Here is a 7,843-nt window from a genome sequence, read left to right as displayed (position 1 = left end):
AGCGCCTCCACTCAGCCCTCGGGTACCGTACGCCTGAGCAGGCCGAGCAGCGCTGGGCAACGTAACCTCCGTGTCCACAAAAACGGGGGAGGATCAGATGACTCAATCTATGAGGCGTGCCGCTCGATGCACCGCTTCTATAGCTCGATGCATGAGTTCTTCCGTGAGGAGCAGATGGCGATCTCTGCGCTCCTGAAGCCCAATGGCGGAGCCCTCCCGCCCCACTTGGCCGCGGCTGCGTAACGCGCGACTGATCGCGCGTCGCTGATGCCCCACAGGCAGGTGTAGCGCCCGAATACGTTCTAGCGCCGTGCTGCTTATCCCTGACGTGCCGGGAAAGGGATCACCTGGGACTGCTGCTCGATGCCCTGCGACTGCTCACCAACGCCTCGCTTCAGCGCCGCCTGACTGAACGGCTTGTTCAGTCGAGGCAGCCCGGAAACGATGCGCTCCGGCAGGTCTGTGTAGCCTGACACCAGGATGATCGGCGGGTCAGGCCAATCAGCCCGGATCGCAGCAGCAAGCTGCACGCCGGTCATTTCCGGCATGGCATGATCGGTGATGATCAGATCAACATCGCATCCATGGCGCAGTACGTTCAATGCCTCCCGCCCCGAGGCTGCCTGAACGACCGTGTGGCCAAGGTCTTCCAGCATCTCGGCCGTGTTTGCGAGCACCAGCGCATCATCGTCCACCACCAGAGTCCGCAGCGGCTTGCGCGCCGAAGCAACGGCTTCGTCTCCCGTGGCGTCAGCCGAACGCGCTGTGAAAGCACCTTTGACCGCTCGGGCGCGGCCATGAGCCCACCGGGACGCTCCCGGTCCACGCCCTGTCATAAAGCCATTGTAGGCTCTTTCCGCGAGCGTAAGTTACCAGCGTCCGCACAAAACGATGAGGATGAGCCCAGGCTGGTGCGAGCCGGCATTGGCGTCATGGAGCAACCACCTTCGGAGGTCCGAAGCATGGTCCCGCGAAGCCGGGCGATCTGGAGCATGGCGCTTTGCTGCGCCCCTTAAGAGGAAATCGCCATCGTGCAGAAGGAATGTGCTCCCAGATGCTCGCGAAGCATGGGGGCACCCGGCATGTTTCTCGCGGGTATTTCATGATCCCCTGTCGAGGGAGAGCGCATTGTATCCGGATGAAGCCGACCACGTGCTCGACGCGCCGGACCGAGGCTGGAACTACGAGCCGTCTCGCGTCGAGTTGTTCAAGCAGATCACGGCGCCTGCCTACACGACCGACGCGGACGGCTGGCTGACCTACTACAACGACGCTGCGGCCGATCTCTGGGGCTACCGGCCCGAACTCGGCAAGACGCGCTGGTGTGGCTCCTGGCGGATCTTCACGACGGATGGTGCGCACCTGCCGCTCGATCAGTGCCCGATGGCGGTGGCATTGAAGGAGGGGCGTGCCGTGCGCGGGGTGCAGGCCGTGCTGGAGCGGCCGGATGGAACGTTGATTTCCTTCATGCCCTATCCGACCCCGCTGCGGGATGCATCAGGTGCGTTAGTAGCCGGTGCCAACGTGCTCCTGAAACTCGCCCCACCAGATGCACCGACCGAAGTTGACGTTCCTGGCGGCAACCAGACTGAGGCACTGCCCGCTGATCTGCCGGACGGGCTCGAACTCGACGATCTGACAGCCTGCCTCCAGAGCACGCTGGCTGCGCTGGCTGATGTTGAGTTCGCGTTCCAGATCGACTGCGAGCGCCTAGAGGACTGGTCTGGACCGGCAGCCGAGAAGGAACACATCGTCGGCCAGCTTGAGGGCAAGCGGCAGAGACAGCGCGCCCTGCTGAACAAGCGGCTCAACCTATTCCAGCAGCAGGCCAAGCGGATCATGGAACAGGCTCAGGACAGCGAGGCGGCAGGCGCCAGGATGATCATAGACCCCCGCAACAACACCCGTCACTGACGCCGCCGACCAGCCTCTCACCACGACCGTCTGTGCCTCGTCCGGGAGACTACAGGTACACCTCAGTTGCGGCGCTGACCTGCGTGAGGGCTTCGCTCGCGATGAGCGCTGCCGCTACAAGCGGCTCAGGTTGCACCGCATCTGTGCCTGGAACAGTCACATCGGCGAGCCCCAGCGTTAGCTCTTCCGGCAGCGGCACGGTGCCGCCACGCGTGGGCGCGGTCTACTACACGATCCCATCGGGACGAGCAGCCTCAATGGCCGCCGCAGGCGGCATTGATGTGGCCCTGCCACCACGCGTGATGAGCGTGGAAGTCGCGTGCACCCTCGCGATAGGTCGAGCCGAGTGGCAGTCGCGCGCACTCGCAGGTGTGCTGTGGCATGACGGTGAGGTCGTTCAGGAGCGCCATGCTGACGGTATCGAGCGCCGCCAGCATCGCCTTGGTGTTGGCGCCTGCAACCTGTTCCTCGCCGGGGTAGCCGACGAGCGCACGGTAGGCGCGCTCGATCTCACTCGTATCGCCGCTGGCGACCATCTCCGGAACGTCTTTGATGTGCACGGTCGTGCCTCCGCGCCTGCTGCAATCTTGTCGCGGCCAGAGGATCTGCCTCGTCTCGGACCGCGCGAGAAGATTGTGATGAGAGTACCGCAGGCGCCGCCGACCGCAATGGCGTGCCTGCCACGGCCAAGTCAGCCCGCGCCTGCCAATGCACTGCTAAGAGAGCACCGGACCATGCTGCCCCTGAAGGTCAGCAGCGATAAGCCCTTGCGGAATGCGAGCGCGTCGCCCATCGCGCCACTGAGACGAGGTTGCTCAGTAAGATGGACATTGCAAACGGCGAGGCCAACTCTCGGTCGTCAGGAGAAGCGCCACAGCCTCGTAGGGTGCTCCCAGGTCTGCCGTGCACGCTCCAGATCAGAGTACATGGCTGCCTCCTGAAACGACAGGCAAGTTCAACGCGTTCACGCCTGTGTCCCTCCATCAGAGGCTTGCGAGCATGGGCGTTACGGTCCCCGGTCATCCGCTCACGGAGACGGCCCAGCACACACCTGCCCGGACCAGCTTCTGGACGCTGACACTCGGCTCCATCGGCGTCGTCTACGGCGACATCGGCACCAGCCCGCTCTACGCCTTCAAGGAAAGCCTCAGGGCCGCAGCCGATGGTCAGACCGTGACGCGCCCAGCGGTGCTCGGAACCCTGTCGCTGATCCTGTGGGCGCTCATCCTCGTCGTCACGGTCAAGTATGTGCTCCTCATCCTCAGAGCCGACAACAACGGCGAGGGTGGAACCATCACCTTGATGGCGCTGCTCCAGCGCAAGATCGGCCATCACGTGTTGCCAGTGACGCTCCTCGGCATGGGCAGCGCCGCGCTGTTCTACGGCGACGCGATCATCACGCCTGCCATCTCGGTGCTCTCGGCCGTCGAGGGCCTGAAGATCGCCGCGCCTGCCTTGGAGCACTACGTGGTGCCCATCAGCATCTGCGTCCTGATCGGACTTTTTGTCGTTCAGAGCCGGGGGACGGCGGCCGTCGCAGCATGGTTCGGCCCGATCATGCTGATCTGGTTCGGCACGCTCGCCCTCGGCGGTCTGGCCCACATCGCGGGTGACCCAGAGGTGCTGTACGCCGTCAATCCGGCCTACGGCATCGCCTTTCTCGCCAGCCACGGCAAGATCGCGTTCCTAACCCTCGGAGCGGTGTTCCTGGCCGTGACCGGTACCGAGGCACTGTACGCGGACCTCGGCCATTTCGGGCGCAAGCCCATTCAGACCGCATGGCTTACTCTGGTTCTGCCTGCCCTGGTGCTCAACTACATGGGCCAGGGCGCGATGGTGCTCCTTGAGCCTGAGAAGATCGAGAACCCGTTCTTCCTGATGTATCCCGATTGGGCGCTGCTGCCGATGATCGGGCTGGCGACAGCCGCGACGATCATCGCCAGCCAAGCGGTCATCACGGGCGCCTACTCCCTCACGCAGCAGGCGATGCAGCTTGGCTTGCTGCCGCGCTTTGCCATCCGCCGCACCTCGGAGACGGAAGCCGGGCAGATTTACCTGCCGCGCGTGAACTGGCTTCTCCTCGCGGCCGTGTTGGTGCTCGTGTTCGTGTTCCGCTCGTCGAGCAGCTTGGCATCGGCCTATGGGATTGCGGTGACAGGCGACATGGTGATCAGCACCAGCCTCGTGTTCCTTGTGATCTGGCGCGTGTGGGGCTGGTCGCCTGCCGTGGCGGCACTGATTGCGGCGCCGCTCCTCGTGATCGACCTGACATTCCTGTCAGCCAACCTGCTCAAGCTGTTTGAGGGCGGCTGGATACCACTGACGGTCGGCGCGGTGCTCATGGTGGTGATGCTGACGTGGCTGCGTGGCAGCCGTCTTCTGTCTGCGAAGATCAGCAGGCAGGAGGTGCCTCTGTCTGAGTTCATCCCGATGATCGAGGGCCATCCGCCCCACATCGTGAGGGGCACGGCCGTCTTCCTGACCGGGAATCCGAAGTACGTCCCCGCAGCGCTCCTGCACAACCTCAAGCACAACAAGGTGCTGCACGAGAAGAACGTCATCCTGCACGTCCGGTTTGCGGACGTGCCGCGCGTCGAGCCGGAGCGGCGGGCCAGCTACAAGGAAATCTCGAAGCACTTCGCCTGCGTGACGCTGACCTTCGGCTTCATGGAGCAGCCGAACGTGCCTCGGGCCTTGCCGATCTGCCGCAAGATGGGCTGGAAGTTCGACGTGATGGCAACCTCGTTCTTCGTGTCCCGGCGTGCCTTGCGCATCGACGCACGGTCGAAGATGCCGCGCTGGCAAGACAAGCTGTACCTGAGCCTCGTGCGTACCTCGCACGACATCTCGCGCTACTTCTGCATACCGACAGGCCGTGCTGTGGAGGTGGGCACGCAGATCAGCGTGTGAGGACTGAACCTGACAGCCGGGGGCTGAATGCCGAGCAAGGCATGCCTCGCACGGTATCCGACGCTAGGGTCGAGCGTTCTCACGCATAAGCCTGCCGCGGTCGATCCAACATGCGCCGAAGGAGCGAGGCGACATTCGCCGCGACGGTAGGCTTCAGCAGGAATTGAGCGCCCTCCGGCAGAGCCCGACAGGCATCCGGCTGCTGGGCCGTGACTACCACGGCTACATCCGGCCGCAACTGCCGAACCCGGTGCGCAAGCTCGCAGCCGTCGATCTCGCCCGGCTCCTGCACGTCCGTGATCAGCCCACAAGGCGAGGGCTGCGCTTCCACCAGCCTCAAGGCCATGTTCGTGCTCTCAGCCGCCTTAACCTGAAAGCCCTCGTCCACAAGAAGGCGCGAGATCATCTCGCGCTCGCCCGCCTCCTCTTCGACCAAGACGACTGTCGGCGGTGAGCAGATGGGAGCCTGAACGTCAGCCGAGGCCGCTCCTTCGCGAGGCTCGTCGCTTGGCGCGAACACGAGGTCTCTGACGCGCTGCTCCAGCGCCTCGATCTGGCGCAGCAGCGGCTCGCGGCGCCGCTGACGCTCGGCATCAAGCTGCGTCAGCAGCCGCTCCCGTTCGGCAGCAGTGTTTGAGCCATCATTCAGGCGTTCGCGCTGACCCTGAAAAGCGAACTCCACGTCCGCGAGTGCGGCCAAGGCGTGCTGGAGGTCTCCGGTGAGTTCGTCACACGCATAGGCGGTTTGCAGGTCATATCGCATCGCCTCTTGCCTCTCTTAATTTCTGATGCTGCTCGCCGGGTCATCCACTCACAGCCGATCCATGGCCCGGTGCACACCAGCGCTGCCGGGCTGCCCCTCCGCCCTCGCGAGGGCTGACGCAGTGCGCTGCACCGGCTCGGGGAGGAGTGCCGCATGCCCGCGGCTCATGCGCAGGCAACGCGCCTCACAGGTGCGCGTCACCCTGCCGGGAGGTCACGATTGCACGATGTGGAGTGAGGACCGGCGAGCCTTCACCTCCTCGTAGGTCGAGCGGTAGAAGGCCACCTGCATCTTGGCTTCCTTGCTGCTCGCGAATGTCATTCTAAGCAGACGGACGCTGCTCCGAGCGTCCGTGTAGACAACGTCACGCCTATCCACGCTGAGGTGGCCGAGCTTCTGGTCCTCGAACTCGGCAGCCTGAAGGCCGCCTCTTGGCGTCAGGTTAGCGATGATGTCAGGATCAAGGTGGCGCTGTTGCTTTTGCATGTTCCCCCCACGCGAGCCAGCAGCTTTCTGGGATGAAGGCAGCCAGGGTCATCATCATATGTTAGCGCACATCCACATAGATTAATCCTGTACGACGGCGGACAGACGAGGCTATTGTGACGCGTGGCGTCGATATTCCTCGACCCAAGGCGCGTTCCGGCGCGGAAGGTGTCGGCGGCTTTAGCCAAAAATGATCGTGGGCTTGCATCGTGGCGGCCGAGGTCAGCAGAGCTATTGCTGCACCTGCAATGTTTTGTTTAAGCTCGGCAGCGATTTGCTTCCCTGTCGAGCCACGGCAGCCGGACCGCGCGTGCGAACAGGTTGCGCGTCGGAATGAAAGCGGGCGCCAGACATAGGGCAGGAGGCACGGCGCACATGCAAGCTCACCACTAGGCACAGCAGCCGCTTCCAACACTCACCGCGGCGCAACTCAGGATGGCGCTGACCACGCTCGCGACGGACTTGTTCGTCCCCTGCCTTTGCTGCTTCGCGTGCTCTCGACAAGCCCGGCAGTTTGTGCGGGCAGCAGATGCGCTGTGATCCCATGCGCCCGCACCGCTTGCCCGGTAGCAGGCCACGCCGGAGTACGCCTCGATTGAGAGTGGCTAAGCTGCCGTCAACGCCTTGGGCTCTTCAGCCGCCGCGTCCGAACGCCGCCAGTTCGAGATCAGAATGGCGAGGTTGGTCTTCCCTGCAAGGCGGGCCTCCTCGAAGGTCGCAAAGGTTTGGATGCTCCGCTGCTTCGGATAGCCCCTCCGGCTGATGGTCCAGACAAAACGGCCTTTCAGAACCCGGCAGGGCCTCACGTCGATGACAAACGGGTGACCGGTCCAGGTCGTCATGGCTTCTTCGAAGCGGGTTTCGAGCGCGACCAGAAGCGGTCGAGAACCGCGAGAAGGTGCTCGGTCTGCCGCAACGCGCACTCGGCTTCTGCGGCCATTCGAGCTTCCCCGCTCAGACGCTCTATGAGGGTGACAGCCTCAGCATGGCAGGCTTCTGCCTCGGCGATCAGACTTTCCGTTGCGTCAAGCTCGTGTTCTGAGGAGCCTGTCATAACTTCCTCCTGAGCCTGGAGGTATCCCCGCGATAATGGGCTAAGCCCTGGCGTAGCCCTTGATCTGGCGCAAAGTCCCGCACGATCAGATTGCCTCCATGCCGCGGAGCCGTTCTCGCCCACTATAGTCTCACGTCAGCGTCGCGTCGATCCCACAGCAACGCTGGCACCAAAGCAAAGTTTAATCTATGCCGTCGCGCGGCGGCGGCCATGCTTGATCGTTGCAGTGTTATTATTTTCCAGTATATTGGCCCACCGCGAGAACGAGAGTCCACAGCGAGGAATAACCTGACATAATTTGAAGATATGCTTCTGGGGGCGTTGTGCCACGAGGTGGGGCTTCCTATGCCTTCAGCCCAGCAAAGCTCACAATCAGGGACACGAAGCCGAGCGCGCAGTCCGGAGATGCGGCCTCCCGGGGTCCGATCAGTAGCAGGCGGCGAGGTGAAAGATCAGGCGCTGAACGGCGCAGATTCTCGTCTGGCCGAGTGGCCCGTGCAGGCTGCCGAAGATGCTCAGCAGTTCATGCAGACCAGCATCGAGCTTGCGTCTCAGAATGCTCGGACGACATTGGATCAGCTTGGTCGAACGTTCGTCCTATCGGACGAGGATGCCGAACTGATCCTCCTCTGAATGAGTGGACACCTCTGCTACGCTCCCATGGGGGCTGGAAGGTGTCTGATGGGGACAACGAAACGAACGTTCACGCCGGAGTT

The 7,843-nt window shown here is 63.3% G+C and carries 8 protein-coding genes; 3 read left to right on the top strand and 5 right to left on the bottom strand.

The annotated features are described in order from the left end of the window. Positions 1-317 precede the first annotated feature (317 nt). Positions 318-695, bottom strand: a complete 378-nt coding sequence (locus WDW90_RS32965; RefSeq protein WP_431311176.1) for a response regulator — start codon at positions 693-695, stop codon at positions 318-320. 433 nt (positions 696-1,128) lie between these two features. Here WDW90_RS32965 and WDW90_RS32960 point away from each other — a divergent pair, with 433 nt between their 5' ends. Further along, positions 1,129-1,914: a histidine kinase gene (locus WDW90_RS32960; RefSeq protein WP_336491860.1), complete on the top strand. Its 786-nt coding sequence runs from the start codon at positions 1,129-1,131 to the stop codon at positions 1,912-1,914. Between the two features lie 254 nt (positions 1,915-2,168). Here the strand turns inward: WDW90_RS32960 and WDW90_RS32955 are convergent, their stop codons facing one another. After that, on the bottom strand, positions 2,169-2,474 hold the full coding sequence (locus tag WDW90_RS32955) for a hypothetical protein (RefSeq protein WP_336491858.1): 306 nt from the start codon (positions 2,472-2,474) through the stop codon (positions 2,169-2,171). A 439-nt stretch (positions 2,475-2,913) separates the two neighbouring features. Here WDW90_RS32955 and WDW90_RS32950 point away from each other — a divergent pair, with 439 nt between their 5' ends. Further along, entirely contained in the window at positions 2,914-4,824 is a 1,911-nt protein-coding gene (locus tag WDW90_RS32950) for a potassium transporter Kup (RefSeq protein ID WP_336491856.1), read from the top strand. A gap of 79 nt (positions 4,825-4,903) precedes the next feature. On the opposite strand, the gene WDW90_RS32945 is transcribed toward WDW90_RS32950, so the two are convergent. The 3 genes from WDW90_RS32945 to WDW90_RS32935 all read right to left on the bottom strand — a co-directional run bounded on the left by WDW90_RS32945 (position 4,904) and on the right by WDW90_RS32935 (position 7,127). Continuing rightward, the gene (locus tag WDW90_RS32945) at positions 4,904-5,587 is read right to left on the bottom strand and encodes a response regulator (protein ID WP_336491855.1); all 684 of its coding nucleotides are present in this window, start codon (positions 5,585-5,587) and stop codon (positions 4,904-4,906) included. 1,091 nt (positions 5,588-6,678) lie between these two features. Further along, positions 6,679-6,915 (bottom strand): hypothetical protein, encoded by a 237-nt coding sequence (locus WDW90_RS32940; RefSeq protein ID WP_336491854.1) that lies wholly within the window; start codon positions 6,913-6,915, stop codon positions 6,679-6,681. Beyond that, positions 6,912-7,127 carry a hypothetical protein gene (locus WDW90_RS32935; protein ID WP_336491853.1) on the bottom strand — a complete coding sequence of 72 codons (216 nt, stop codon included), beginning with the start codon at positions 7,125-7,127 and terminating at the stop codon, positions 6,912-6,914. Before WDW90_RS32935 ends, WDW90_RS32940 begins: the two co-directional genes overlap by 4 nt. Before the next feature lie 444 nt (positions 7,128-7,571). On the opposite strand from WDW90_RS32935, the gene WDW90_RS32930 reads away from it, so the two are divergent. Further along, positions 7,572-7,760, top strand: coding sequence for a hypothetical protein (locus tag WDW90_RS32930; RefSeq protein ID WP_336491851.1), 189 nt, complete (start codon positions 7,572-7,574; stop codon positions 7,758-7,760). Positions 7,761-7,843 lie beyond the last annotated feature (83 nt).

The organism is Methylobacterium nigriterrae (assembly GCF_037106235.1).
GTDB classification, from domain to species: domain Bacteria; phylum Pseudomonadota; class Alphaproteobacteria; order Rhizobiales; family Beijerinckiaceae; genus Methylobacterium; species Methylobacterium nigriterrae.
This window is presented reverse-complemented; position numbering and strand designations above follow the sequence as displayed.